Source organism: Jannaschia donghaensis, assembly GCF_001403795.1.
GTDB classification, from domain to species: domain Bacteria; phylum Pseudomonadota; class Alphaproteobacteria; order Rhodobacterales; family Rhodobacteraceae; genus Jannaschia; species Jannaschia donghaensis.
Genome location: NZ_CXSU01000012.1, coordinates 826,583 through 852,480, shown reverse-complemented (window position 1 = coordinate 852,480; position 25,898 = coordinate 826,583). Strand labels below are relative to the sequence as shown.

Annotated in this window: 28 protein-coding genes; 14 read left to right on the top strand and 14 right to left on the bottom strand. The window is 62.6% G+C overall.

Annotated features, from left to right (window positions below; genetic code table 11):
• Positions 1 to 2 precede the first annotated feature (2 nt).
• The 3 genes from JDO7802_RS13380 to JDO7802_RS13370 form a co-directional block, all read right to left on the bottom strand.
• Positions 3 to 1,139: a carbohydrate ABC transporter permease gene (locus tag JDO7802_RS13380; RefSeq protein ID WP_055086360.1), complete on the bottom strand. Its 1,137-nt coding sequence runs from the start codon at positions 1,137 to 1,139 to the stop codon at positions 3 to 5.
• A 1-nt stretch (position 1,140) separates the two neighbouring features.
• The gene (locus tag JDO7802_RS13375; protein WP_055086358.1) at positions 1,141 to 2,142 is read right to left on the bottom strand and encodes a carbohydrate ABC transporter permease; all 1,002 of its coding nucleotides are present in this window, start codon (positions 2,140 to 2,142) and stop codon (positions 1,141 to 1,143) included.
• 101 nt (positions 2,143 to 2,243) lie between these two features.
• Entirely contained in the window at positions 2,244 to 3,593 is a 1,350-nt protein-coding gene (locus JDO7802_RS13370; protein WP_055087251.1) for an ABC transporter substrate-binding protein, read from the bottom strand.
• 230 nt (positions 3,594 to 3,823) lie between these two features.
• Between JDO7802_RS13370 and JDO7802_RS13365 the strand changes: the two genes are divergently transcribed.
• From JDO7802_RS13365 to JDO7802_RS13320, 10 genes are all read left to right on the top strand, one after another.
• Positions 3,824 to 4,864 carry a LacI family DNA-binding transcriptional regulator gene (locus JDO7802_RS13365; RefSeq protein ID WP_055086356.1) on the top strand — a complete coding sequence of 347 codons (1,041 nt, stop codon included), beginning with the start codon at positions 3,824 to 3,826 and terminating at the stop codon, positions 4,862 to 4,864.
• Entirely contained in the window at positions 4,861 to 6,180 is a 1,320-nt protein-coding gene (locus tag JDO7802_RS13360) for a GH1 family beta-glucosidase (RefSeq protein ID WP_055086354.1), read from the top strand. The genes JDO7802_RS13365 and JDO7802_RS13360 overlap by 4 nt, the downstream gene beginning before the upstream one ends.
• A 12-nt stretch (positions 6,181 to 6,192) precedes the next feature.
• On the top strand, positions 6,193 to 7,182 hold the full coding sequence (locus JDO7802_RS13355) for a glucokinase (RefSeq protein WP_055086352.1): 990 nt from the start codon (positions 6,193 to 6,195) through the stop codon (positions 7,180 to 7,182).
• Positions 7,183 to 7,260: 78 nt separating this feature from the next.
• A complete protein-coding gene (locus tag JDO7802_RS13350; RefSeq protein WP_055086350.1) occupies positions 7,261 to 7,557 on the top strand; it encodes an STAS domain-containing protein in 297 nt (98 codons plus the stop codon).
• On the top strand, positions 7,554 to 7,925 hold the full coding sequence (locus JDO7802_RS13345; protein WP_275934859.1) for a response regulator: 372 nt from the start codon (positions 7,554 to 7,556) through the stop codon (positions 7,923 to 7,925). The genes JDO7802_RS13350 and JDO7802_RS13345 overlap by 4 nt, the downstream gene beginning before the upstream one ends.
• Positions 7,925 to 10,114, top strand: a complete 2,190-nt coding sequence (locus JDO7802_RS13340) for a chemotaxis protein CheA (RefSeq protein WP_055086349.1) — start codon at positions 7,925 to 7,927, stop codon at positions 10,112 to 10,114. Before JDO7802_RS13345 ends, JDO7802_RS13340 begins: the two co-directional genes overlap by 1 nt.
• The gene (locus JDO7802_RS13335) at positions 10,111 to 10,623 is read left to right on the top strand and encodes a chemotaxis protein CheW (protein WP_083481166.1); all 513 of its coding nucleotides are present in this window, start codon (positions 10,111 to 10,113) and stop codon (positions 10,621 to 10,623) included. The genes JDO7802_RS13340 and JDO7802_RS13335 overlap by 4 nt, the downstream gene beginning before the upstream one ends.
• Positions 10,624 to 10,628: 5 nt before the next feature.
• Positions 10,629 to 11,489, top strand: a complete 861-nt coding sequence (locus JDO7802_RS13330) for a CheR family methyltransferase (protein WP_245624236.1) — start codon at positions 10,629 to 10,631, stop codon at positions 11,487 to 11,489.
• Positions 11,480 to 11,866: a response regulator gene (locus JDO7802_RS13325; RefSeq protein ID WP_055086345.1), complete on the top strand. Its 387-nt coding sequence runs from the start codon at positions 11,480 to 11,482 to the stop codon at positions 11,864 to 11,866. Before JDO7802_RS13330 ends, JDO7802_RS13325 begins: the two co-directional genes overlap by 10 nt.
• A 50-nt stretch (positions 11,867 to 11,916) precedes the next feature.
• Positions 11,917 to 12,195 (top strand): hypothetical protein, encoded by a 279-nt coding sequence (locus tag JDO7802_RS13320; RefSeq protein WP_144430615.1) that lies wholly within the window; start codon positions 11,917 to 11,919, stop codon positions 12,193 to 12,195.
• A gap of 30 nt (positions 12,196 to 12,225) precedes the next feature.
• On the opposite strand, the gene JDO7802_RS13315 is transcribed toward JDO7802_RS13320, so the two are convergent.
• Positions 12,226 to 14,043 (bottom strand): ABCB family ABC transporter ATP-binding protein/permease, encoded by a 1,818-nt coding sequence (locus JDO7802_RS13315; protein ID WP_055086342.1) that lies wholly within the window; start codon positions 14,041 to 14,043, stop codon positions 12,226 to 12,228.
• 60 nt (positions 14,044 to 14,103) lie between these two features.
• The gene (locus tag JDO7802_RS13310; RefSeq protein WP_144430614.1) at positions 14,104 to 15,450 is read right to left on the bottom strand and encodes a LysM peptidoglycan-binding domain-containing protein; all 1,347 of its coding nucleotides are present in this window, start codon (positions 15,448 to 15,450) and stop codon (positions 14,104 to 14,106) included.
• A gap of 88 nt (positions 15,451 to 15,538) precedes the next feature.
• Here JDO7802_RS13310 and JDO7802_RS13305 point away from each other — a divergent pair, with 88 nt between their 5' ends.
• The gene (locus JDO7802_RS13305; protein WP_055086338.1) at positions 15,539 to 16,075 is read left to right on the top strand and encodes an LOG family protein; all 537 of its coding nucleotides are present in this window, start codon (positions 15,539 to 15,541) and stop codon (positions 16,073 to 16,075) included.
• A 3-nt stretch (positions 16,076 to 16,078) separates the two neighbouring features.
• Here JDO7802_RS13305 and JDO7802_RS13300 read toward each other — a convergent pair whose 3' ends face one another.
• The 8 genes from JDO7802_RS13300 to JDO7802_RS13270 all read right to left on the bottom strand — a co-directional run bounded on the left by JDO7802_RS13300 (position 16,079) and on the right by JDO7802_RS13270 (position 22,891).
• Positions 16,079 to 16,537 (bottom strand): host attachment family protein, encoded by a 459-nt coding sequence (locus tag JDO7802_RS13300; protein WP_055086336.1) that lies wholly within the window; start codon positions 16,535 to 16,537, stop codon positions 16,079 to 16,081.
• Positions 16,534 to 16,773, bottom strand: coding sequence for a hypothetical protein (locus JDO7802_RS13295; RefSeq protein ID WP_055086334.1), 240 nt, complete (start codon positions 16,771 to 16,773; stop codon positions 16,534 to 16,536). The genes JDO7802_RS13300 and JDO7802_RS13295 overlap by 4 nt, the downstream gene beginning before the upstream one ends.
• Positions 16,774 to 16,884: 111 nt before the next feature.
• Positions 16,885 to 17,484: a superoxide dismutase gene (locus tag JDO7802_RS13290; RefSeq protein WP_055086332.1), complete on the bottom strand. Its 600-nt coding sequence runs from the start codon at positions 17,482 to 17,484 to the stop codon at positions 16,885 to 16,887.
• Between the two features lie 57 nt (positions 17,485 to 17,541).
• Positions 17,542 to 18,039, bottom strand: a complete 498-nt coding sequence (locus JDO7802_RS13285) for a sarcosine oxidase subunit gamma (RefSeq protein ID WP_055086330.1) — start codon at positions 18,037 to 18,039, stop codon at positions 17,542 to 17,544.
• On the bottom strand, positions 18,032 to 21,007 hold the full coding sequence (locus JDO7802_RS13280) for a sarcosine oxidase subunit alpha family protein (protein ID WP_055086328.1): 2,976 nt from the start codon (positions 21,005 to 21,007) through the stop codon (positions 18,032 to 18,034). The genes JDO7802_RS13285 and JDO7802_RS13280 overlap by 8 nt, the downstream gene beginning before the upstream one ends.
• Positions 21,004 to 21,312: a sarcosine oxidase subunit delta gene (locus JDO7802_RS13275; RefSeq protein ID WP_055086326.1), complete on the bottom strand. Its 309-nt coding sequence runs from the start codon at positions 21,310 to 21,312 to the stop codon at positions 21,004 to 21,006. The genes JDO7802_RS13280 and JDO7802_RS13275 overlap by 4 nt, the downstream gene beginning before the upstream one ends.
• Before the next feature lie 39 nt (positions 21,313 to 21,351).
• Complete coding sequence (locus tag JDO7802_RS18295) at positions 21,352 to 21,525, bottom strand: hypothetical protein (RefSeq protein WP_187298143.1); 174 nt, start codon at positions 21,523 to 21,525, stop codon at positions 21,352 to 21,354.
• Between the two features lie 121 nt (positions 21,526 to 21,646).
• Positions 21,647 to 22,891, bottom strand: a complete 1,245-nt coding sequence (locus tag JDO7802_RS13270; RefSeq protein ID WP_055086324.1) for a sarcosine oxidase subunit beta family protein — start codon at positions 22,889 to 22,891, stop codon at positions 21,647 to 21,649.
• Positions 22,892 to 23,094: 203 nt separating this feature from the next.
• Between JDO7802_RS13270 and ccmI the strand changes: the two genes are divergently transcribed.
• Genes ccmI through JDO7802_RS13255 form a run of 3 tightly spaced genes read left to right on the top strand, consistent with a single transcriptional unit; the run spans position 23,095 to position 25,012 of the window.
• On the top strand, positions 23,095 to 24,291 hold the full coding sequence (gene ccmI / locus JDO7802_RS13265; protein ID WP_055086322.1) for a c-type cytochrome biogenesis protein CcmI: 1,197 nt from the start codon (positions 23,095 to 23,097) through the stop codon (positions 24,289 to 24,291).
• Positions 24,288 to 24,764 carry a Holliday junction resolvase RuvX gene (ruvX, locus tag JDO7802_RS13260; protein ID WP_055086320.1) on the top strand — a complete coding sequence of 159 codons (477 nt, stop codon included), beginning with the start codon at positions 24,288 to 24,290 and terminating at the stop codon, positions 24,762 to 24,764. Before ccmI ends, ruvX begins: the two co-directional genes overlap by 4 nt.
• The gene (locus JDO7802_RS13255) at positions 24,761 to 25,012 is read left to right on the top strand and encodes a DUF1289 domain-containing protein (protein WP_055086318.1); all 252 of its coding nucleotides are present in this window, start codon (positions 24,761 to 24,763) and stop codon (positions 25,010 to 25,012) included. The genes ruvX and JDO7802_RS13255 overlap by 4 nt, the downstream gene beginning before the upstream one ends.
• A 12-nt stretch (positions 25,013 to 25,024) precedes the next feature.
• Here the strand turns inward: JDO7802_RS13255 and JDO7802_RS13250 are convergent, their stop codons facing one another.
• Positions 25,025 to 25,843, bottom strand: coding sequence for a sulfite exporter TauE/SafE family protein (locus tag JDO7802_RS13250; RefSeq protein WP_055086316.1), 819 nt, complete (start codon positions 25,841 to 25,843; stop codon positions 25,025 to 25,027).
• Positions 25,844 to 25,898 lie beyond the last annotated feature (55 nt).

The following is a 25,898-nucleotide window of genomic DNA, read 5'->3' as shown; positions in this document are numbered from 1 at the left end:
TCCTATTTCACGGAGCCGGCCAGCAGACCGCGCACCAGATAGCGTTGCATCGCGAAGAACACCACGAGGGGCACCGCGATCGAGATGAAGGCCGAGGTGGCGAGGATTTCCCACTCCCCCCCGCGGGAGCCGAGAAGGTTCACGAGCCGTCCGGTCAAAACGAGGCTTTCGTCATCCGCGCCCAGAAACACAAGGGCCACCAGCAGATCGTTCCACGTCCACAGGAACTGGAAGATCGCAAAACTGGCGAGTGCCGGAAAAGACAGCGGCAGGATGATTTTCACGAAGATCTGAAAATCGCTGGCCCCGTCGACCTTGGCGTTCTCGATGATGTCGCGCGGCAGGCCGACCATGTAGTTTCGCAAAAGGTAAATCGCGAGGGGCAGACCGAAGCCGGTATGCGCCATCCAGACGCCCAGATACCCCTTTCCGATCCCGATCGTGTTGTGGAACTGCAAAAGCGGGATGAGCGCGAGTTGCAGCGGCACCACCAGCAGGCCGACGACGGCCGCGATCAGCAGGGCGCGCCCCGGAAACTCCATCCACGCCAGCGCATAGGCCGCGAAGGCCGCAATCAGGATCGGGATGACCGTCGCGGGGATGCTGACCGTCAGCGTGTTGATGAACGATTGCAGGATGCCCGCGCCCGCCGTCGAGGAGGTCAGCACCTCCCGGTAGTTGTCGAGGGTAAATTCGGGTGGGCTGGATGCGGTCAGGAAGACCCGTGGCAATCGCGTGCCTTCCGTCGTTTCCGACGACGTCAGCACGAAGGTCGCATCTTCGTTGATCAGAAGGGTTTGGCCGTCGCCCAGATCGGCGGTGTCGCCAGGTTCATAGGCCTGCGGAGCGCGCGAGGATGTGCCCCAGGCGCTGACGGTATTGTCGCCGGCGATCAACTCGCCTTCGATGACGAATGCCCCGCCGGTCGGGGTTTCGTCGCCTTCGACCCGGATCGCCGGCAGCTGCGCCTGTTGCGTGGACAGCGCCTGCCACCAGCCGGAGCTTGAGATCTGGTCGCCCGTGCGGAACGACGACACGAAAAGGCCGACCGTCGGGAAAAGCCAGAGCGCAACCAGGATCACGACCGAGATATGGACCGCCCATGTCAGGGAGGATTTGGTGCCCGCGATGTTGTCCATGTCAGCGCATCTCCTTGCGGGCCGAATACACGTTCCAGACCAGGATCGGGCTGACCAGCAACATGATGATCATCGCCGCAGCCGACCCCACGCCCCAGTCGAACGACCGGAAGAGCTTGTCGTACATGTAATTGGCCAGAACCTGCGTTTCCCATTGGCCGTTCGTCATGGCCAGCACGATGTCGAAGACCTTCAGCACGACCAGTGTGATCGTCGTCCAGACGACCACGATCGTCGGCATGATCTGCGGCACCTTGATCTTGAAGAAAACCTGCCAGGGCGAGGCCCCGTCCAGGATGGCCGCCTCGACCGTCTCCTCCGGGATGCCGCGCAGCGCGGCCCCCAGAATGACCATGGCGAAACCGGTCTGGATCCAGATCAGGACCGCCATCAACATGAAGGAGTTCCACGGCTGGATGGTCAGCCATTGCTGCGGCTCGCCCCCGAACCAGGTGACCACCGCATTCAAAACGCCGATCTGCCCCGTGCCTTCGGGGCGCGCGTCATAGATCAACTTCCAGATCACCGAGGCACCGACGAAAGAAATCGCCATCGGCATGAAGATCAGCGATTTGGCGAAATTGCCCCAGGAGATCCGGTCGGTCAGCTGCGCGGCCAGCAACCCGAAGGCAGTGGAGGCCCCGGGCACGACGATCAGCCACAGCATGTTGTTGAGGATCGCCTCGCGGAATTTCGCCTCGGCAAACATCTCGCTGTAGTTCTTGAGGCCGACGAATTCGAGGCCACCGGGCACCCGCTCGTGGATGGAATACCAGAACGTCGCGACCACAGGATAGGCGAGGTAGAGGCCAAGGGCGATGACCGCGGGGCCCAGAAACAACCAGGGCCGGATGGCGTTGGCGCGGTTGATGTTGCGACCCGCGTTCGGCCCCCTTGGGGGAAAAATGAAGCGGTCGAGCACGAAGTTCGAGGACCAGAAATATCCGATGCATCCCCCCACCCCGAGGATGATCGTTATAAGTCCGAGTACGGCGGGATTCATCGCGTCACCTCTGGTCGGGTCACCGCCGGATGGGATCGTTCAGACCCAGTCGTCCGGCATCGGGTCGCCCGCGAACGGACGACCCTGTCTTGCGCGTTATCTTACTCGTCGGGCCAGGAGGCTTCGATTTCGGCGGCCACTTCCTCGGCGGATTTGCCCCCGGCGTAGTCGACCATGCCGGTCCAGAAACTGCCCGCACCGACGGCACCCGGCATCAGATCGGAGGCGTCGAAGCGGAAGGTCGTCGCATCCAGAAGGATGTCACCCTGCTTTTTCAGCGTCTCGTTGGCATAGGTGTCGGTGTTCACGCTCTTGAACGGGGTCAGGAAACCGGACTGCGCCATCCACAGCTCATGCGCGATCGGGGTCTTGAGGAACTCCACAAAGGCCGCGGCGGCCGGATTTTCCGTCATGACGAAGGTAAGCGTGCCCGCGCCCAGGACCGGGTTGCCCAGATCCTTGCTGTCGTAGGACGGCATGTAAAAGAAATCCGCGTCGACACCCAACTCGATGCCTTCGGGGAAGAAGGTCGGGATGAACGATGCCTGGTGATGCATGTAGCATTGCGGCGGCGAGGCGAAGAGGCCCTTGGGGCTGTCGCGGAAGTCGGTCGAGGCGACGGCACCGGCACCACCGGCCACATGAGCGTCCGTGCGCGCAAAGAAGCCGAATTCCTCGATCGCCTCGATGACGGCCGGATCGTCGAACGGGATCTCGTGGTTGACCCAGGCGTCGTAGGTTTCGGGGGGCTGCGTACGCAGCATCATGTCTTCGACCCAGTCGGTCGCGGGCCAACCGGTCGCACCGCCGGACCCCAGACCGATGCACCACGGCGTCTCGCCGTTGGCGGCCATTTCTTCGGTCAGGGCCTTGAGCTCTTCCATGGATTCGGGGATTTCGTAGCCCGCATCCTCGAAGTTTTCAGGCGAGTACCAGACCAGCGATTTTACGTCGATCTTATAAGGGAACGCATAGAGGCGATCCTCGCCGTCGGGGCCGGCATAGGTGCCCAGGGACACCCAGCTGTCGCCCGCGGCGTAATTCTCCTGCAGCCAGCTTTCGGTCTCGTCGCCCAGGGGCTGAATGAAGCCGCGGCTGGCCAGATTCGCGATCAGGCCGGGCTGCGGCAGGACAGCGACATCGGGCGGGGAGCCGGCTTCGGCGTCGATCACGATTTGCTGTTCGTAGTTTTCGGAGGAAGAGTAATCGACGGTCGCGCCGGTCGCTTCCTCGAAATAGCCCAGCACGCTCTCGACGAGGGCTTGGTCATCGCCACGCCAAGGACCGAACATCGTGATCGTCTGCCCCGACAGGTCGTTCGCCTCGCCGTAGGCAGTCAGGCTATCCCAGGTGAAGTCGCCCTCGCCCACGGCGAAGGGGGCATGCGCGTCGGCCGAGGCGACGCCCGCCGTCAGCAGGACAATCGCCGTGCCGTTCAACAAATTCTTCATATTTCCTCCCGATGCGGATACCCGCATATCTTGCTGCATCGCGGCATTTTTCCAAACCGCTTTGATCATTTCACCGTCGTTCAGTTTTCAGGCAGTGTCAACGAAATCGTCGCCAAACCCCTGTTTCGCATATCCCCCGAAGACCGCATCTTGGGCAGATTGGGCTGCGGATTGACGGGTGTCAAAAAATATGCGACTTCAATCGAAATCGGTTTGAATAGGGCTTTGCCTTGAACCTGAAACAGTTTTCAAAACTGCTGGGACTGTCCCCGACCACGGTCAGCCGTGCGCTCGGCGGCTATCCGGAGGTTAAGGAAGAGACCCGACGGCGGGTGCGCGATGCCGCGCGTCAGCACGGATACAGCCCCAATCGGCGGGCCGCGTCGCTGGCCACGGGCCGCGCGATGGCGATCGGTCACGTGATTCCCACCGCCCTGAATCATGAAATGGTGAACCCGATCTTCGCCGATTTCATCGCGGGTGCCGGAGAAGTCTATGCCCGCGCCGGATACGACATGCTGCTATCCGTCGTCCCGGATGGCGACGAGGAACGCGCCTATCGCCAGATGGCCGATGCGGGGTCCGTCGACGGCCTGATCGTGCATGGACCCCGCGACGACGACCCCCGGATCGCCCTGTTGCGCGAAACGGGCCTGCCCTTCGTCGTCCACGGCCGCGCCGCCGTCGAGCAAACGGACTATAGTTTCATCGACATCGACAACGCCCGCGCGTTTCAGCGGGCGACTGACCTGCTGCTCGATCTGGGGCATCGAAGGATCGCGTTTCTCAATGGCCTCGAAGGGATGGATTTCGCCCGTCGCCGCCGCACCGGGTTCGAGAGGGCGTTGACCGGTCGGTCCCTTGTCCCCCTGCCCGACCTGATGTCTTCCACCGAGATGACCGAGCATCAGGGTCACGCCAACGCCGCACGGATGCTTGCGCGCGCCGACGCGCCGACCGCCTTCCTCGTCTCGTCCCTGATCATGGCGATCGGTGTGCGGCGCGCGATCGAGGATCGGGGTCTGCGCATGGGGCGCGACGTGTCCGTCGTGATTCACGACGATATGCTCAGCTACCTGATGAACGGCGAAGACGTCCCGATCTTCACGGGCACACGGTCGTCCGTGCGCGCCGCCGGCCGCCGCTGCGCCGAGGTTCTGCTGGCCCAGATCGGCGCAGAACGGGCCCCGCCCGTGCAAGACGTCTGGGAATGCGATCTGGTGCTCGGCGGCTCTACCGGCCCCGCCCCTCTTTCGGAAAGACGATCATGACCGAATTCTCGATCCGTCGCAGCGACTTCCCCGACGACTTCCTATTCGCGGCCGCCACGTCGGCCTATCAGATAGAGGGGCACGGTTTCGGCGGTGCAGGCCCGACGCATTGGGACATCTTCGCCCGGACGCCGGGCAAGGTGGTCAACGGCGAAGACGGACGCATCGCCTGCGATCATTATCATCGCTGGCCCGAAGATCTCGACCTTTTGCGCGATGCGGGCTTTGACGCCTATCGCTTCTCTACGTCCTGGGCGCGGGTGATGCCCGATGGTGTGAAGGTCAATCGCGAAGGCATTGATTTCTATGACCGCCTTGTCGACGGCATGTTGGAGCGCGGGCTGAAACCCATGGCGACGCTTTACCACTGGGAACTGCCCGAGACGCTGGCCGCACGCGGCGGCTGGACCGTCCGCGAGATTCCCGAGCGGTTCGCGGATTTCGCCCATCTGATCGGCAACCGTCTGGGCGACCGCTTGTTTTCCACCGCGCCCGTGAACGAACCGTGGTGCGTGGCCTGGCTCAGCCATTACATGGGCCACCACGCGCCCGGCCTGACGGATCTGGGGGCCGCGGCCAAGGCCATGCACCACGTCGCCCTGGCCCATGGAATGGCGATCGAGGCGCTGCGCGCGACATCGGCCACCAACCTGGGCGCGGTCTGCAACATGGAATACGCCATTCCGGCCAGCGACCGGGCCGAGGACGAGGCCGCAGCGACGCTGTATGACGGGATCTACAACCGCTGGTTCGCCGGCGCCTTCACGCACGGCGAATACCCCGAAGACGTGCTGGACGGTCTGTCGGAGCTTATGCCCGACAACTGGCAAAATGACATGAAGGTCATCTCGCAACCAATTGATTGGTTTGGTATTAACTACTACACCTGTCAGCGCCTGCGCAGGCATGGGAACGAATGGCCTGCGATCGGGATGGTATCCGGCCCGCCGCCCAAGACCGATATGGGATGGGAAATTTGTCCCGAAGGCTTCGACTGGCTTCTGCGCCGCACGGTCGCCGAATATACCGGCGACACGCCCCTGTTCGTGACGGAAAACGGCATCGCTCATGCGGGACGCCCCGATCAGCCCGATGACGCGCGTATCGCCTATCTTGATGCACATCTGTCCGTCGCAAGGGATCTGGTTTCCGACGGTATTCCGCTGCGGGGCTATACGGTCTGGTCGCTGCTGGACAATTACGAATGGGCTCTTGGCTATGGCAAGCGGTTCGGTCTGGTCCATGTCGATTTCGAAACCCAGGCCCGAACGCCCAAGGCCAGCTATCGCGCGCTTGCCCGTGCGTTGGGCCATTGATACGGACGCTTCATGACCGAACAGCTTTTCCTCGTGGCCGATGTCGGTGGCACCAATACCCGCGTCGCGATGGCCGATGGCGGGGCCGTTCGAACGGATACGATCCGTCGCTATGCGAACAAGGATTTTGCCAACCTCGCCCCCGTCTTGCGGCAGTACCGCCTGGATGAACCCGGTCCCGACCCGCTTGGGGCCTGTGTCGCGGTCGCCGGCCCGGTGTCGGACGGGCGGGCGGAATTGACGAACCTCGATTGGTCGATCGACGCAAGCCGGCTGATCCAGGCGACGGGCGCACGTCATACGGCGATCCTCAATGACCTGCAGGCGCAAGGACATGCTTTGGGTCATATCGCCGACGACAAATGCCAGACCGTCGTGGATGCGCCCCAGCACGCCGATGCCGCGCGTCTGGTGATCGGGGTGGGCACCGGCTTCAATGCGGCCCCGGTCCATCAGACACCGAATGGACGCTATGTCCCGCCGTCGGAATCCGGCCATGCGAACCTGCCGATCCGGACGGAGGCCGAGCTGAGCCTGTGCAATTTCGTGTCGACCGCCCACGGCTTCCCGGCGGTCGAGGATGTCCTGTCCGGTCGGGGTCTTGAACAGGTCTACAGGTGGCTCAGCAGCGAGGCGGGCGACCCCGCAGACCTGCGCGCGGCTGAAATCATGGGTCAGATCGCATCGAACCCGCGCGCGCAGGCCGCCGTGCAGCAATTCATTCGGATCCTTGGAACGGTCGCGGGCAATCTTGCGCTGATCCACCTGCCACTCGGCGGCGTCTATCTGGTCGGAGGCGTCGCCCGCGCGATGGGACCGCACCTTCAGGCCATGGATTTTCAAGGGGCCTTCCGGGACAAGGGGCGGTTCGCCGGCTTCATGGGAAATTTCCCCGTGTATCTTGTGGATGACGACTTCGCCGCCCTTGCCGGGGGGGCCGCACATCTTGCGGAAATCGTGGCGCGGGGTGGAAATTATTCGTCCGGAGCGGCAACAGGGTAACCCTTTCTTAGCGACCTGTAGCCTAGGCCTGCCTCACTGAAATCGAGAGAGGCGGTGCGCGATGCTGCGGTGTGATAAATGACCGATCTGTCGGAAACCGATGGTACGATTGTCTTGCCGGAGCGGATGGACATCGGCGTGGCCGTGGCCCTGCGCGACATGGTTCTGTCAAAGACCCGCGACCTGATTTTGGATGCAAGCGGCGTCAATGTCGTCATGACATCCGCGTTGCAGGTTCTGATGGCGGCGTGCGACCATCAGCGGTCCAACGACAAAACGCTCGCCATCGCGAATGCCTCACGTGGTTTCATGGCCTCCTTGAAAACACTGGGCGTGCCCTTCGAGCGTCTCCACACGGCAGAGAAGACATCGTGAGGGTGCTTGCGATCGACGACAGCCGTACCATCCGTGACATGGTCCGCCTCACGCTGGAGCGGGAGGGGATCGAGACGACCCTGGCCGAAGACGGTATTCATGGCCTGGAGGTGCTGGAGGGTCTGGAACCTTATCCGGACGCCATTCTGACGGATGTGAATATGCCGCGCCTCGACGGGTTCGGCTTTATCGACCGTGTCCGCAAACAGGACAAATTTGCCGGCATTCCAATCCTCGTGCTCACGACTGAAGGCGCGCGTGAACTGAAACTGAAGGCGCGGGCGGCCGGAGCGACCGGCTGGATCGTCAAACCTTTCGACCCCGCTCGCCTTGTCGGTGCCCTGCGCACGGTGACAGGTCTAACCTGATGAATCCGTTCGACGCGATCATGGCGACGTTCTTCGAGGAATGCGGAGACCTGATGGAGAGCCTGGAGTCGGGCCTCCTTGCCCTGCAGTCCGGCGACCAGGACGTCGATACCATCGATGCCGTCTTCCGCGCCGTCCATTCGATCAAGGGGGGGGCCGGTGCCTTCGACCTCGCCGTTCTGGTGGCATTTGCCCATGAGTTCGAGACATCGCTTGATGCGCTGCGGTCAGGTCGTCTGATGCCGGACCCGGCGGTCATCGCCGTGCTACTGCGCGCCAGCGACCAGCTGGGCGACCTCGTTTCCGCTTCGCGTTCCGCCGAGGAGTCGGTGCTGCCGGACACTTCGGATCTCAGGGCGCTCGTGTCAGATCTGGCAGATGGATCTGGGACGGTGGATGAAGAGATATCCTTCGCGCCCTTAGCGCTGGACTTGGAGTTCCCCGCGTCGGATCAGTCAGACGACTTGCGATCGGAAACTGCCGCAGCGTCGGAAACCCCTCGTTATGCGACAGAATCATGTGATTGCTGCCGCAAATGGATCCTGCAGTTCGAGCCGCTCCCGGACCTTTTGATAAGCGGGAACGAACCGCTGTTCCTGTTCCGGGCGCTCGAAGTCATGGGACCACTCAAAGTCGAGGCTTTCGACGCCGACTTGCCCCCCCTTTCGGAGATGGATCCGAAGGAGCCACGACTGCGATGGAAGATCGTCATCGCACCCTCCGCGCCGGACTTGACCGAAACCGAAATCGAAAGCGTCTTTGAGTTCGCCGTCAATTTGTGTGTGCTCGATATCGTCTGCGTCGAAGAAAGCGCGCCAAGCGGTGACGTCTCCGCCATCACCGATCCGGCGGACCCTGTCGCAGGATCGTCGCTTCCAGCGCCTTTGCCCGACGACACGCCCCGGGTGGCTCAGCTCGGAAATGAACCGTCGGCACCATCGGGTCGCCTCCCCTCCACGGCCCCTCGACAATTCTCGACAACAATCCGGGTCGATCTTGCACGTGTCGATCGTCTCGTGAACCTCGTCGGAGAGTTGGTCATAAGCCAGTCCATGCTCGCACAAGGCATGACCCGCGCGGGTCTGGATCAGCATTCCGAAGCCGTTTCCAACCTCGATGATTTGCAGCAACTGACCCGCGACATGCAGGACAGCGTAATGGCGATCCGGGCGCAGCCGGTGAAATCCTTGTTCCAGCGGATGACTCGGATCGTTCGGGAAACGGCGCAGGCTACGGAAAAACAGGTGACGCTCGAGACGGAAGGGGAAGCGACGGAGATCGACAAGACGGTCGTCGAACGATTGGCAGATCCGTTGACGCACATGATCCGCAATGCCATCGATCATGGCCTTGAGACTCCAAAGGAAAGAATGGACGCGGGAAAAGCACCGGCTGGCATCCTCCGGCTGAGCGCGCGCCAACAGTCGGACCGGGTGGTGATCGAGATCTCGGACGATGGGCGTGGGATCGATCGAACCCGAGTGCTCAAACGCGCCTTGGAATGCGGCCTGATACCCGAGGGCAAGACATTGGAGGCTGCAGAAATCGACAGGCTTCTGTTCATGCCCGGATTTTCGACATCGACCGAAGTGTCTGCACTGTCTGGCCGGGGGGTCGGCATGGATGTGGTGCAGCGCGCGATCCGTGACCTCAACGGCACAATCTCGATCGCTTCGAGCGAAGGACAGGGATGCAAGATCTCGATCAGTCTTCCGCTGACGCTCGCCATTCTCGACGGGATGATCGTGCGAAGTAACGATCAGCGGATGGTCATTCCGCTGTCCGTCATTGTGGAAACCCAGACGCTCAGCACGGCCCGTACGGAACATATCGCTGGACGGCATCCGGTCGCACGACTCCACGATCGCTACGTTCCCATGATCGATCTGAGTGTCGGTATGGGATTTCCAACTCTCGAGAACCTTACGGCCGGAGAAGACGCCGCCCTCCTCTTCGTAGAGCCCGATGAAGGCGGTCCCTTCGCGATCCGCGTCGACGCGATCGAGGCGCAGCGGCAGGTCGTGATCAAGGGCCTTGGTGAGAATTTCGGGAACGTCCCGTGTGTATCGGCCGCCACGATCCTTGGTGATGGGCAGATCGCACTCATCGTCGACCCGATCGGGATCGCGGCCTCCTCGGGGTTCCACGAATGTCGTCCGACCGTCCAACCGGAGGCCAGAGTGATATGAACGAACTTCACGCCCAGCAGATCGACTCCGTTCCACCTCCTGAAAACGAGGCCCCAGCCCCCTCGACGGAGTTGCTGACGTTCCGGTGCGGTGGCCAGGCCTATGCCGTCGACATCATGTGCGTTCGCGAAATTCGCGGCTGGAGCGAGCCGACCCCGTTGCCCCACGCCCCTCCCTATATGCGCGGCATGGTCAATCTGAGGGGATCCGTTCTGCCGGTCATGGATCTTGCACAGCGGATGGGTCAGTCGAGGACCGAAGATCATCCTCGCAACGTCATCGTGGTCGTACAGGACGGCACCCGGGTTCACGGCCTGCTCGTCGATGCCGTCTCCGACATCGTTCATCCCCGTCTCGATCAACTACAGGACGTGCCGCACGTGGCGAATGACGACGGGCAGGCCATGGCCGAACGCCTGTTCGTCGTCGATGATACGATGATACAGGTCCTTGCCACGGCCCAGATCCTGCCGCGTGTCGACACGCGCATCGAGGATCATATCGCGTGATTCCGATGGATGTTCGACATTACAGCGCATTTGCTCAGATCGCCGAGGCCGAAGCCGGGCTATACATGCCCGCCGCCAAACAGGCGTTCGTTGCATCGCGCTTACAACGGCGGTTACGCATGACCGGCTTGCAGGATTTCGGTCTATACCTCCACCTTGTCCGCGAGCAGACCCCGGAAGGTCGCGCCGAACGTTTACAATTCATCGCAGCCCTCACGACGAACGTCACCAGTGTGTTTCGCGAACCGCATCACTTTGCCATTCTTGCGGCACACCTCGGCGCGCACGAAACGGATGCCTCCAATTCGAAATACCGTATTTGGTCGGCAGGATGCGCCACCGGGGAAGAACCTCTCTCGATCGCCGCGACCTGCCGTGCCGTCCTGGGATCGGACTGGCATCGAAAAGTCAAAATCCTCGCGACGGATGTCGATGAAACGGTCATCGCACGCGCACGCACTCCAATCGATGTCGCGGTGCTCGGCGAAGCCTTATCGGATCTGCCGGACGGTATTCCCACTACGGGTCGCCGGCGCGCTGGTACAGCCGAGAAACTGTTTGCGGAGCTTCATATCGGGATCGAGTACCGCCAACACAATCTTCTCGATCCCCTGATTGGATACGATAACTTCGATGCAATCTTCTGTCGCAACGTGACCATCTATTTCAGCCGTCCGGCACAGGAGGCGGTTCACGCGATGCTTCGTGCCAGGCTCGTCCCCGGTGGCCTGTTGGCGGTCGGGCATTCCGAAAGACTATTGGGGGCGCTACCGCCGATGAGTCCTGCCGGGCGGACCGCTTTTGTTCGGACCGATGATGCAACATGTCCTCGTGGCAAGACGGGGGCTGCTCCGTCATGGCCTTGAGAGACATGCTTCGAGTGCTGGTGGTCGACGACATGTCGACGAGCCGGGGGATCTTGCTGCAAGGACTAGATGCGCTTGGCATCACGAGTGTCGCCTACGCCGAGAACGGAAAGACGGGCATGTTGCAAGCGCGTCAGACGCGTCCGCATCTAGTTCTGTCGGATCTTTACATGCCTGAAATGAATGGTCTTGAACTGCTTCAACAGCTACGCGCAGACGAAAAAACGCAGAAGATCGGTTTCATTCTCATTACTGGACGCAGCGACGATACGATCATCAAAACCGGAAAGTCTTTGGGAATGAATAACTTCCTGAACAAGCCTTTCGCACTCCCACAACTCAAGGATTCCATCGAAGCGGTGGTCGGGCGCTTATGAAGGGAACGTCTTCCGAAGTATTTGCAACGCGGATCGCGCACGAATGCCGCATGGCGTCCGATGCCCTGACCGATCTGCAGGATCGATTGGGCCACCGGATCGAGATGGCCGACCAAGTGGCGCTCGCCCAGGACATGCAGGCTTTGGACACCGTTCAACAGACACTCGCGGATCTGGCCTCCCTTTTCGGGTCGATGGCGATCCGGACCAGCGCCGACCAGCCCCTCATCTCCGACGATCTTCTGGAGAGCATTCAACAGACTTCGCTGCGTGACCGGTTGAGCGGGCGGGGCCGAACCACGTCCGATCCGTCGGTGGAACTTTTCTGAGACGGTAGATTTCCTGATATGCTTCGACGATCAGGCGGCGGCTTCATCCTCGGACAATTGCCTGCTCCACATGGCGGCATATCTACCCTGCTCCGCCAAAAGCGTCTCATGCGTCCCATGTTCGGTAATTTCGCCGTTTTCCAGAACGAGGATCTGATCCGCATCTACCACAGTCGACAGGCGATGGGCGATCGTGATGACGGATCGGCCCGCAGACATCGCACGCAATTCCGCTTGAATTGAGCGCTCGGTTTCCGTGTCCAGCGCCGATGTCGCCTCGTCCAGAAGGAGGATGGGCGGATCCTTGAGCAGGGTCCGCGCGATGCCGACCCGCTGCTTTTCACCGCCCGACAGCTTCAGGCCCCGCTCCCCCACGGTCGTCTCGTATCCGTCGGGCAGGGCATCGATGAATGTCTCGATCCGCGCCGCCCGCGCGGCGGCCTGAATTTCGGAGAATGTCGCATTGGGCCGACCGTAAGCGATGTTGTAGCGGATCGTGTCATTGAACAGAACGGTGTCCTGCGGCACGACCCCGATGCGCGCGTGCAGCGAGTCCTGGGTGACGGCGCGAAGATCCTGGCCGTCGATCTCGATCGCGCCGGACCCGACGTCATAAAAGCGGAAAAGCAATCGTCCGATCGTCGATTTTCCCGCCCCGGAGGGGCCGACCACCGCGACCGTTTGTCCGGGCTCCACTGTAAAAGTCACGCCTTGCAGGATCGGGCGCGCATCGTCGTATCCAAAATGAACATCGCGAAAGGCCACCTGACCCCGGGGCACCATAAGATCCTTGGCGTCGACCGCGTCCTTCACCTCGGTCGGCTGCTCCAGAAGGCCGAACATTTCGCCCATATCGACCAGCGCCTGGCGGATCTCCCGATAAACGGTCCCGAGGAAATTTAGCGGCATCGTGATCTGCACCATATAGGCGTTCACCATCACGAAGTCGCCGACGGTCAGATCGCCGCGTTGGACGCCAAGCGCGGCGAGAACCATGACGCCGACCAATCCGGCGGTAATCAGAAGCGCCTGACCGAAGTTCAGGAAGGCGAGCGAATAGGCCGTCTTGAGCGCAGCGGCCTCGTAGTTTTTCATCGCACCGTCGTAGCGGTCCGCTTCTCGTGCTTCGGCCCCGAAATACTTGACCGTTTCGAAATTCAACAGGCTGTCGATCGCCTTCTGGTTCGCGTCAGTATCTTCGTCGTTCATCACCTTGCGAATGCGCACGCGCCATTCCGTGACCTTGAAGGTGAAGGCGACGTAGGCCGCGATGGTGACCATGACGATCACGAGATACCAGACATCGAAAACGAAGAAGAGGATGGCGGAGATCAGCAGCAGCTCCAGCACGAGCGGCCCGATCGAAAACAAGAGGAAACGAAGCAGGAAGTCGACGCCTTTCACCCCCCTCTCGATGATCCGGGACAGGCCGCCGGTCTTGCGTGTGATGTGATAGCGCATCGAAAGACGGTGCATATGGGTGAAGGTCTCGGCGGCCAGGCGACGCAGGGCACGTTGCCCAACGCTGGCGAAAATGACGTCGCGCAGCTGCTGGAACCCGATGTTGAGCGCGCGGGCACCGCCATAGACGACCGTCAGCCCCATCGCACCAAGGCCGAGCGCCCAGGCCGGCGTGATGACCTCGGGGGCCAGGGCGTCGACCGCACCTTTGTAGAAAAAGGGCGTCGTAACCGCGATCAGCTTGGCCACCACCAACATGACCAGCGCGGCGACGACGCGGATCCGAACGGGGCGGTCGTTTTCGGGCCAAAGGTAGGGAATGACACGCTTGATGATGCCCAAAGCGCCGGCGGGGGCTTCGGTCGTGGTCAGGGTGGTGCGGCGCATAGGTGTTCCGTTCAGGGTCCGGCAAACTCTATGGCGCGCGTCTTGGAATGGAAACCGGGCCTAACGCGCGCTCGGCAGATCGAAAACCTGACCGGGGAAAATCAAATCCGGATCGCGGATCTGATCTCGGTTCTTCTCGAAGATCTGGACGTATTGGACTCCGTCGCCGAAGTATCCTTCCGAAATTGCCCAAAGGGTGAATCCGGGCTGCACTGTGATCGCACTGACACCATCGCGGCGCGATGCGGCCGCCACTTCGGGCGCGGTCCGTTGAAATGGCGTTTCGACCCGTGCCTCCACCGATCCATCGGCGTCGAGACTGTCCACCCGAAGCCTATAGACGCCGCTGTCCACGTTCGGCAGGGGCGAAGACCATGTTCCGCCCTGCCCCACGCGAGCCAGCTGAATCGGTTCGTCGTTCAGATAGATGCGCAATTCGCTGTTGCGCCGACCAGTCCCCGCCAACGACACGGTCCCGGCGGCGTCATAACTGATTGCATCGATCCCAAGGGTTTCGGTCACGCCCGGTTCAGACGTAGATCCGGTCATGACCGTTACGCCGTCGGGCCCGGCGCGGAACAGGCGGGGCGCGCGGGCTGCCCCGAGGGTGCCATCGCCGGACGCGGGCATATCTGCGCTGCCCGAGGGACGCGACGGGACTGACGGCAGCGCCACATCGGGGGCATTTGCAGCGGGCAACCCCGGCGTGATCGCGTCCTGCGAAACGGAGGCGACAGCGGTTTCGCCGCCGTTTGCATCCGCTGGTTCGGAGACGACCGCGGGGCCATCGACATCGGGCAAGACGGCCACGTCCGGTGCTTCGGGAAACGTGGGCGCGACGATGATCGTTTCGCGGGACTTTCTGATGACGCCCCCGGCATCGCGGGTTTCCACCGACAGAATCCGCGGCGCGTTTGCGGCCCCGACTTCCAAAAGGGAAACGAAGTTACCGCTGGCGTCGGTCGTTGCCGTTCCAATTTCCTGACCGTCCAGCCGCAGGATGATGTCCGCCCCCGACGGCGCGCTGCCCGCGATGACCGCCGATCCCTCCTGATCGATCCGCACGACGTCGAGGCGGGGGGCGCTCGACGCATCCGTTCGGGGCGCGTCGAGCATAGGTGCGGGGAGCGATGCATTCGCTGAGGCGACGGTGTCGATGTTTTCGCTTGGTGCGGGATCGGTCGGATCTGCGGCGTCGGTAACTGTGGGAGACAAGGCCGGGTCCATGTCGGACGACGGCGACGGATCTTCGTGGCCCGCCGTCACGGAAGCCGGCGCAACGGCCTGGTCGGTGACGCCGCGATCCTTGATGGGGATCGGAAGCAGCAGATAATATCCGGTCAGGCCGATGACGACGATCGCACCCGCCACACCGATCGCGCGCCCCACTCCTCTGTCATTTCCCATATCGATTCCCCCACACGCCCCTGCCCGGGGTTCCTGCGAGCCTAGCAACGCCTTAGGGTGCGGTCAAAATCAAGGGAATGGCTGCGCAATGACGAAATCCATCTGTGTCTATTGCGGCAGTCGCGATGGCGACAACCCGACATTCGCCGACGCCGCGCAGGCCCTGGGCCAAGGTATCGCCGCGCGGGGCTGGCGGCTGGTCTATGGGGCGGGTGATGTCGGTCTTATGGGTCGCGTGGCGCGCAGTGTGCAGAGCGCCGGGGGCGAGACGTTCGGCGTCATCCCGACCCATCTGATGTCGATGGAGGTGGGAAAGCGCGATCTGACGTCCTTCGTCGTGACGGAAACGATGCACGAACGAAAGAAAGTCATGTTCATGAATGCCGACGCCGTCGTCGTCCTTCCGGGGGGCGCGGGCACGTTGGACGAATTCTTCGAAGTTCTTACCTGGCGGCAGTTGGGCCTACACGACAAGCCTATCGTTCTGCTGAACATCGCCGGATACTGGGACCCGCTTCTGACTCTGATGGATCAGGTGGTGGATCGTGGCTTTGCCGACGCATCGGTGCTGTCTTTCGTGCAGACGGCCCCCGATGCGGGGACCGCCCTGAGCGTCTTGGACTGACCGTCAGACCATCTCGGCCAATTCCTTCTTCACCAGTTGCTCGATCTCGTGAAGCGGATGGTTCGTCAGCGTCTTCGGGATTTCCGCAATGACCTTGCTGGAAACTTCCTGATGCATCTCGTCGCGCAGCACACCCAGGACCTGCGGCGATGCCACGATCACCAGCGTCTCGAACTTGCCCTTGTGCGCCATCTTGTACAGCTTGTCTGCCAGATCCGCTGCGAACCGCTCTTTCTGCAGTTCGTGGAAATCGGTGTCGTCGTAGCTTCGCTGTCCGGGACCCGAACTTTCGTGGGTCTGGCCCGCGCGATTTGCCTTCTGCTCGCGGTCGGGGGGATTATCCTCTTCGTCCACGCGCACGATATCCAAGTTCGGGTTTTCGCCATCCGTCAGATTGACAGCGAATAGGGCCTTTTCGCTGTCCGCGATCACGACCATCGTTCCGTTGCGCAACTTGGTCATGCATCTCTTCCTTTCGTGACACTGTCGGACACGTTGTCTTCGCGCTGCTTGGATTTGGTGACGCGGGTGACACCCTTCACGCCCTGCTCGGTGGCGCGGGCCAGGCTGTCGGCGGTGCCGACATCGCGGGCGATCTGACCGCCGGACCGACCCTGCTGATCAGGCGTCTCGGGCATGTCTTCGATGAACTGGTCCGTCTCTCTGGTTCCGTCGTTGGAACGTTTCCGCTCGGCCATGGTGTTCTCCGTGATTATGGTATGCTGACAAACGCCTGCATGGCCGGGCGGTTCCGACCAAAGAAAAAGGGGCCATGCGGCCCCCTCTCCCATCGCGGATCGATATCGACGTCACATGCGCGACGCGACATTCTCCCAATTGACGAGGTTTTTGAGGAAGTTGTCCAGATATGCGGGCCGCTTGTTGCGATAGTCGATGTAGTAGGAATGCTCCCATACGTCGCACCCCAGCAGCGCGGTCTGACCGAAGCAGACCGGGTTAACGCCGTTTTCGGTCTTTGTGACCTTGAGCGCGCCATCCGCATCCTTGACCAGCCAGGCCCAGCCCGACCCGAATTGTCCGGCACCGGCGGCCGCGAATTCGGAGTGGAAGTTTTCGACCGATCCGAACGTCTCGTTCAGCGCGTTCTCCACCTCACTGGGCATTTTGTTGTCGCCGGGACCCATCATTTCCCAGAACTGGTTGTGGTTCCAAAGCTGGCTGATGTTGTTGAAAATGCCAGACTGCGCGACGCTGGTGGCATCATACGTCCCGACGATGATCTCTTCCAAGGTCTTGTCGGCCCATTCCGTTCCGGAAATCAGCTTGTTGCCGTTGTCGACATAGGCCTTGTGATGCAGGTCGTGGTGATACTCCAACGTCTCCTTGGACATGCCTTTGTCGGCAAGTGCGTCATGGGCATAGGGCAGATCGGGAAGGTCGAAAGCCATGGGGTATCTCCTGTTGATTGCGTCCTGCACGGACATGTCGGGCCAATCGGGGCCGGGTCAACCCCCGACGGGCGCCACCGTGTGCAGCAAATCCGTCGCGTAGTCGGCGACCGAGCGGAAGCACATCACCTGGAACCCGTCCGAATTTCGCCAGACTGCCGCCGGGATCTGCGCCATGCGCGTCCGTCGCACTTCGGTCGCGCCCAGCTTGGCGAAATCGACCGGCATGAGCTTGGCCAGCAGCGTCTCACCGCCGGTGCCGTTGATTTCGAAAATCTGCCGCGCGTCGCTGACGACGGCAACGGTGGCGAAATCGTCGGCCATTTCGACCCGCAGCCGGCCGGCCATTTCGTTCGCGCCGTCATAGGTGCAGACCACCATCATTTCGTCGGGCTCCATCCACATCGCGGTTACGTCACCGGCCCGAGTCGACATGCGCATCGCCGGCGCGTCGCAGCCGGTCACCGCCGTCACGGCTTTGGTCAAAACGGGCATCGCCCCGCGCAACGTGATCATCCCGACCGGAGGAAGGGCATGAATGGACAGATCAGACATTGGCCTTCTCCCCCGCCGGATCGAAGAACACCGGATCCACGATCTTGGCTTCGACCGGGTTCTTGCCGATCCGGGTAAAACGGATGACTTCACCAATCCGATCGGGCCCGCGTTCCACCAGCCCCATCGCGATTCCGCGGTTCAGCGTCGGCGAAAGATATGTCGACGTCACCCGTCCCTGCACATTGCGCTGCCCGTTTGCATTGGTGCCGTCGGCGATGGCGTAGGCGCCATCCTCCAGTGCAGATCCGTCGGTCGTCTCCAATCCGACCAGCTTCCACCTGTCAGCCTTCTGAAACTCCGAACGCATTTGTCCGCGCTTGCCCAGATAATCGTCCTTCTTTTTGGAGATCGCCCAGGTCAGACCCAGATCCTGCGGAATGACGGTGCCGTCGGTTTCGTCCCCGATCATGATGAAGCCCTTTTCGGCCCGCATGATGTGCAGCGCCTCGGTCCCATAGGGCATGACCCCGAATTCCGCCCCCGCATCGATCAGCGCCTGCCAAAGCGCGGCACCCTTTGTCGCAGGAATCGCGATTTCATAGGACAGCTCGCCCGAAAAACTGATGCGGAAGACGCGCACATCGAACGCGCCCAACCGTCCGTCAGCCCAAGCCATGAACGGAAGCGTTTCTGCGGACACATCCATCCCGCCCAGCTTTTCCAGAACAGCACGCGCCTTGGGCCCGACCACGGCAATTTGCGCGAACTGCTCGGTCAGGTTCACGACATGCACCTGCCAGTCCCACCATTCACATTGCAGCCAATCCTCCATCCACGCGTGGATGCGGTCGGCACCGCCGGTGGTCGTATGGCAAAGCCAGCTATCCTCGTCGATCCGCGCCACGACACCGTCGTCGATCAGAAAACCGTTTTCGTCGCACATCAGCCCATAACGGCACCGACCCGGCTTCAGCGTCGACATCATGTTGGTGTACATCATGTCGAGAAACTTACCGGCGTCGGGTCCCCGCACCAACAGTTTGCCCAACGTGGATGCATCAAGCATTCCAAGGGCTTCTCGGGTGTTCTTGACTTCGCGCGCGACGGCCGCCTCATGGCTTTCGCCCGACTTGGGGTAGCAGTACGCCCGCCGCCAGTGGCCGACAGGTTCCCAATAGGCACCGTTCTCCTCGGACCAATCGTGGATCGGCGTCTTGCGCAGCGGCTGAAATACGGACCCCCGCGCCTCGCCGGCCAATGCGCCAATCGTTATGGGTGTATAGGGCGGGCGGAAAGTGGTCGTGCCGACCTGCGGTATCGTCGTGTCCAGCCGGTCGGCCAGAACAGCCAGCCCGTTGATGTTGCTCAGCTTTCCCTGGTCGGTCGCCATGCCCAGCGTGGTATAGCGTTTGGCATGCTCAACGCTTTCGAACCCTTCCTGTGCGGCCAAGCGCACGTCAGACACCTTCACATCGTTCTGATAGTCGAGCCACATCTTCGCCCGCAAATCGGGACCGGCCCCGTCTGGCATGATCCAGACCGGAAGGATCCCCCCTTCCTCGACCGTATCACAATGCGGTACGTCGGACCCGACGGCCTTCGCCGCGTCCGACAGAACCTCCGCCGGGGTCAGGGCCCCCGACGCCATGCCCGCCGTCACGACGAACCCATTGCCGTCGGTCCCGCGCGGCGGGTGATCGGGGTCTGGCCGGAACATCGCGCGGTCGGTATCCCACCAAAGCTTTCCGCCGCAGTGCGACCACAGATGAACGACCGGCGACCAGCCGCCCGACATTGCCACCGCGTCGCAACGGATCTCCTGCATGACCGCCCCGTCGCCCGATTGCAGACAGATGGAAACGCCTGTCACCCGGTCGTTGCCATGCACCTTCGCGATGGCGCGGCCAAGATGAACGTTGACGCCTAATGCTCTGATTTCGTTCACGATGGCACTGTCAGCATCGGGTCGTGCATCGACGATCGCGGCAACGCGCAGGCCGGCATCCAACAGAACCTTTGCCGTGCGGTACGCATCGTCGTTGTTCGTCACGATCACCGTCCGGTCACCGATGCCGACGCCGTGGTTTGCCACGAAATCACGCATGGCCGAGGCCAGAACGACACCGGGCACGTCGTTGCCGGCAAACGAAAGCGGCCGCTCGATCGCGCCGGTGGCCGTGATGACGCGGCCCACACGAAGCCTCAGGATCCGTTCCCGCGGGCCAGACTTGTCAGCCTTGAACCCAGTTAGGTCCTGCGTGCACAGCACATAGCCATGGTCGTAGACGCCCGACCCTTCGCACCGCGAAATCAGACGAACGTTTTCTGCGTCTTCAAGCGTTTGCACGGCGTCCTTGACCCAGTCGACGACGTCATTACCGTCGATCGTCGCGCCGTCGACCAAGGCGCGCCCCCCGAACTCTGCCCGGCTTTCGACCAAGATGACCCGCTCGCCCGCGCGCATTGCGCCCAAGGCGGCCGTCAGGCCCGCGATGCCACCGCCAACGACCAGCGTATCGTAGAAGCCGTACTCAAACTCGTATCGGTCGGCATCCGGCTCGGTCGTGGCGGCGCCCAGACCGGCGGCCTTGCGGATCACCGGCTCGAATACGTGTTTCCAAAACGGCTGCGGCGCCATGAATGTTTTGTAGTAGAATCCGGCGGGCAGAAACCGCGCGCCCAGGTCGTTGACGCGCCCGATATCGAAGCCAAGCGACGGCCAGGCATTCTGCGACCGCGCGACCAGACCATTCCAAAGGCTCTGCACCGTCGCGCGCTGGTTCGGCTCGAACCGCCCGCCTGCGCCGATCTGCATCAGGGCGTTCGGTTCTTCCGGGCCGGACCCAACGACCGATCTGGGCCGGTGGTATTTAAAGCTCCGCCCCATGACCAACTGACCGTTCGCCAACAGGGCCGAGGCGAGCGTATCCCCCTCATAGCCGCGCATCGTCTTGCCATCGAAGGTGAACTCCACCGGCTTGCTGCGGTCGATGAGGCGCCCGCCGGTCTTCAATCGACGGCTCATGTGTTTTTGCCCTTTTTGATCGCCGCCAGAATGTCGGGCGGCGGTGCCTTGGTCTGCGCCGAATACGTCCCGAAAACCTGCAAAGTCGCGGTATCGCGCGCGGCAAGAAACCACTTCCCGCAGCCGTAAGCATGACGCCACCGCTCGAAGTGGACGCCCTTTACGTTGTCGCGCAGAAACAGATATTCCTCGAATGCATCATCCGACGACGTCGGGCCGAAGCGTTCAAGATGCGCTTCGCCGCCGGGCGAAAGCTCGGTTTCCTCGACCGCAAGGCCGCAATTCGGACAGGTCAGGATCAGCATGACGCGCCCCCGAACGATGCGGGGATCTGCGCGGTCGTGCTATTTGGTGGCGGCAGCCATCGCATCGTCGATGCGAACGCTTGGCGCGCCGCCGATCGACAAGTCGAACGATCCGCCCAGAACGGCGAAAAGCATGAACCCGATAGCGACCACGGTGCCGCCCAGAAGAAAATTGATGCCGCGTGGCAGACGGCGGGATTGGTTGTCAGCCATGGCAGTTGGCCTCCGATATCACCCTTGGACACGTTAACACTTACGCCTTCGGCTGGGTTCCGCCTAGTGCGGAAATCCATACCTGCCGAAAATCGACCGTGCGGATCCGATTGGCGACCCATCAGTGCGCCACCCCCGCTGCCACGCTTTCGTCGATAAAGCGACCTTCGCGAAACCGTTCCATCCCGAAGGCTTCGGTCAGGGGCGAATGACCTTTGGCGATCAGTTCCGCCATGCCCCAGCCCGACCCGGGGATCGCCTTGAAGCCCCCGGTGCCCCAGCCACAGTTCACGTACATGCCGTCGACCGGCGTTTTGGACAGGATCGGGGATCGGTCGCCGGTCACATCCACGATGCCGCCCCACTGGCGCAGCATCTTCAGGCGCGAAATCATCGGGAACGTCTCGACCAAGGCACGCAGCGTCTCCTCGATGTGATGGAAGCTGCCCCGCTGCGTGTAGTTGTTGTATCCGTCCGTGCCCCCGCCGATCACCATTTCGCCCTTATCGGACTGGCTCATGTAGCCGTGAACGGTATTCGCCATGACCACCACGTCCATGCAGGGTTTGACCGGCTCTGACACCAACGCCTGCAGCGCAACCGATTCCAGCGGCAGCCGGAACCCTGCCATCTGCGCCAAGACGCCCGAATGACCGGCCACGACAACGCCCAGCTTATCACAGGCGATGTCGCCTTGTGTCGTTTGAACGCCCGTCACCTTGCCGCCGTCGCGCGCAATCCCGGTCACTTCACATTTCTGAAGAATGTCCATCCCCATGTCGGTGCAGGCCCGCGCGTAGCCCCAGGCGACCGCGTCGTGCCGCGCCGTGCCGCCCCGCGCCTGCCAGAGCCCGCCGAGGACCGGATACCGCGGCCCGTCGATGTTCATGATCGGGCAAAGTTCCTTGACCCGCTTCGGCTCGATCCACTCGGTCGTGACGCCTTGGAGCGAGTTGGCATGGGCCGTCCGTTTATAGCCCCGCACCTCGTGGTGCGTCTGCGCCAGCATGATGACGCCGCGGGGACTGAACATGACGTTATAGTTCAGATCCTGGCTCAACCCCTCATAGAGCGACCGTGCCTTTTCATAGATCGCGGCGGACGGATCCTGCAGATAGTTCGATCGGATGATCGTCGTGTTGCGCCCGGTGTTCCCACCGCCCAGCCATCCTTTTTCCAGGATGGCGACATTCGTAATCCCGAAATTCTTGCCCAGATAATACGCCGTGGCCAGCCCGTGCCCGCCGGCCCCGACGATGATCACGTCGTAACGCGCCTTGGGCGGACGCTTGGCCCAGGTGCGACCCCAGCCTTCGTGGTTCCTCAGGGCCTCGCGCGCGATGGCGAAGGCGGAAAAGCGTCGCATCTGGCTCGGACTCCCCGGTCGTTCTGTCTCCTTGGTGTGCATTGTCCGTGCCGCCGTCAATGGCGGGACTGCGGCGCCTTCTTGAACACTTGCGACATCGCCCTGCCGCACGGGGCCGGGCACATGCTCAATTCCGCGCCAGCGGGGGTTCATACCGGCAGGTCGGCAAGCTACATGAAGGCCATGTTCATCGGGGGACTCACATGCTGTTCTGGATCGTCGCAGGCCTGATCCTGGCCCTGTGCGTGACCTTTGTCGCCACCGCGCTGCGCGCCCGTTCCGACGATGCGCGGCCCGATGTCGCAGTGTACCGCGACCAGTTGAAGGAACTGGACCGCGACCGGGATCGTGGCACCCTGTCATCCGAAGAGTCGGAGGCTGCCCGGACCGAAGTCGCCCGTCGCCTGCTGGCCGCCGACAAGGCCGGGGGCAAGACGATGCGAGGTCCGGGGAACCTGCCGCTGGGTCTCGCGCTTATCGCGGTGCCGGTGATCGGCCTGTCGATCTGGACGTATCTGGCAATCGGCGCGCCCGGTTATCCCGACCTGCCCCTGCAATCGCGGATCGCGCAGATCGAGGCGGGGCGCGCGGACCGCCCCGACCAAGCCACCGCCGAAGCGGCCATCCCCGACCGGATCGATACCAGTCGGGCGGACATCACCCAAATGGCGGCAGAGCTGAAGCGCGTTCTGGTCGACCGGCCCGACGACCTGCGGGGGTGGCAACTGGCGGTTCAGACGCAGACCGGCATGAACGATCTGGAAGCCGCCTGGCGGTCGCAGAACCGCGTGCTGGCCCTGCGCGGCGACGACGCCACGGCCGAGGATTTTGCCCTGCTGGCCGAGATCATGATCCTGGCCGCCGATGGCTACGTCTCTCCGCAGGCCGAGACCGCGCTTGCCGAAGCGGTCCGCCGCGACCCGCGCAACGGCACCGCGCGATACTATGCCGGGGTCATGTACGCCCAAGGCGGACGACCCGACCGCGCCTTTGCGATCTGGCGCGCGCTGATCGCCGACAGCACGCCCGATGCGCCCTGGCTCGACCCGATCTATGGCCAGATCGAACGCGTGTCCGTTCTGGCCGGTGACCCCACGCCCGTCGACCAGTTGCCGCAACCGCGCGGGCCGACAGCAGACGATGTCGCCGCGTCGGAGGATCTGACGCCCGAAGACCGGATCGAGATGATCGGCAACATGGTGCAGGGCCTGTCCGAACGTTTGGCCACCGAAGGCGGGGCGGCCCCGGACTGGGCGCGCCTGATCACATCGTACGGGGTGCTGGGCCGGACCGCCGATGCGGACGCCGTATATCAGGAGGCCAAGACCGTTTTCGCAGCCGATCCCGACGCGCTCGACACGCTGGCCCGGGCCGCCGACCTTGCCGGTCTGACCCCGTGATCTGTGAAACGGTCGAAGATTTCGCCGCCGTGATCCCCCCCATCGGGGCCGTCGTCGGACTGGACCTTGGCACCAAGACCATCGGCGTTGCGGCCAGCGATACCTTTCGCAGCGTATCGACCCCGTTGGAGACGATCCGGCGCACGAAATTCACCGCCGATGCTGTCGCGCTGGAAAAGATTTTGGCGCATCGCGCGATCACCGGCATCGTGCTGGGCCTGCCGTTCAACATGGACGGATCCGAAGGACCGCGCGCGCAGGCGACCCGCGCCTTCGCCCGCAACATGGCCCGGCGCATCGATACGCCGATCACCTACTGGGACGAACGTCTGTCCACCGTGGCCGCCGGACGCGCCCTGTTGGAGGCGGATACGTCCCGCAAACGTCGCGCGCAGGTCATCGATCACGTCGCTGCCGGCTACATTCTTCAGGGGGCGCTGGACCGCCTGCGCCATCTTGGAGCGACGACATGACGAATGACCCCACATCGGATCGCATCTGGACCCGCGCCGAGATCGAGTCGCCTTGCGTGAAACTCTGCGTCGTCCATCCGCAGACCCGGCGCTGCGCCGGGTGCCACCGCACCATCGACGAGATCGCCGTCTGGTCGCGCCTGTCCCCCGAGGATCGTCGCAGCGTCATGGATCAGCTGCCCGCCCGCGCGGCCGAATCCGCCGTTCGTCGCGGAGGGCGCGCCGGTCGCATCAAGCGCGAACCGTAGCGGGTTCAGACCCTAGAGCAGCACCTTGCGCAGCATGTTGAGCGCGACTAGGAACAGGAACACTGCGAAGGCCCGCTTCAACGGGGCCGGGTCCATCGAATGGGCAAGTTTCGCGCCGATCGGTGCCGTCAGAACCGTCATGGCGATGATGACCAGAAAGGCCGGCACATTGATCAACCCAACTGTCAGGGGCGGCAACGCACCATCGGTCGGCAGGACCGCGAACAGGATCACAGCCGGTACTGCGATCAGCATCCCGAAGCCCGCTGCGGTGGCGACGGCGCGGTGGATCGGCACGCCGTGCAACGTCATCAGCGGCACACCAAAGCTGCCCCCGCCAATACCCATCAGGACGGAGGCGAAGCCGACGCCCGGCGAATAGACATAGCGCTTTGCACCCTTCGGCATCTCGTCGGCGATCCGCCAATTGGGCTTGGAGAAGGTCATGTAGAACGCCACGATCAACGCCAGCACCGCAAAGATGGCCGTCAGCGTCTCGGACCGCAGCTGCGTCGCCACGAGCGATCCGACGAGCGCGCCGATGACGATGCCCGGCCCCCACCCCTTCAGGATCGAGACATCGACCGCCCCCTTCGCGTGATGGGCCCGGACCGACCGCCAACTGGTCACGACGATCGTCGCAAGCGATGTCGCCACGCAGACCTGCATGATGCTGCCGCTGTCATAGCCCAGCACCTGAAACACGTAGTAAAACGCCGGTACCAAAACGATGCCGCCGCCCACACCCAGCAACCCGGCCAGGACGCCGGCAAACGCCCCGACCGCCAAAAGGAATGCGATCAGGGGCAGCAGCGTGGCGATGTCGGGCATGGAAACCTCCGGTGGCGATGTCCGACGGCCATACAAGCCCGCCCCGCCTGGGACC